The following is a 386-nucleotide window of genomic DNA, read 5'->3' on the forward strand; positions in this document are numbered from 1 at the left end:
ACGGCATCATGCGCTCTGTCGGCACAACCGTTTGGTTAAACGAGGAAGACCAACTCCACAATATTACCGGCATCAGCGGCAGCGGCCCCGCCTATGTTTTCTATTTGTTGGGCGCGCTCCAAAATGCGGCTTTGGCACAAGGTTTCAACGAACAAGACGCACGCGAACTGAGTCTCGCTACATTTAAAGGCGCAGTGGCTTTGGCCGAACAAACCGGCGAAGCATTCGCACAATTACAGCAAAACGTAACTTCCAAAGGCGGTACGACACACGAAGCCATCGAAACCTTCAAAGCCCGTCACGTTGCCGAAGCCATCGAACAGGGCGTGGAAGCCTGCGTCAAACGTTCGCAAGAAATGGCGCAACAATATAAGGCCGTCTGAACA

General features: G+C 52.8%; 1 protein-coding gene. It reads left to right on the forward strand.

Annotated features, from left to right (window positions below; all coding sequences use genetic code 11):
• A partial coding sequence (locus tag ACTHS3_RS17190; RefSeq protein WP_440368665.1) for a pyrroline-5-carboxylate reductase family protein occupies positions 1 to 383 on the forward strand: 383 nt, incomplete at its 5' end.
• Positions 384 to 386: the final 3 nt, after the last annotated feature.

The organism is Neisseria sp. P0009.S007 (assembly GCF_051962515.1).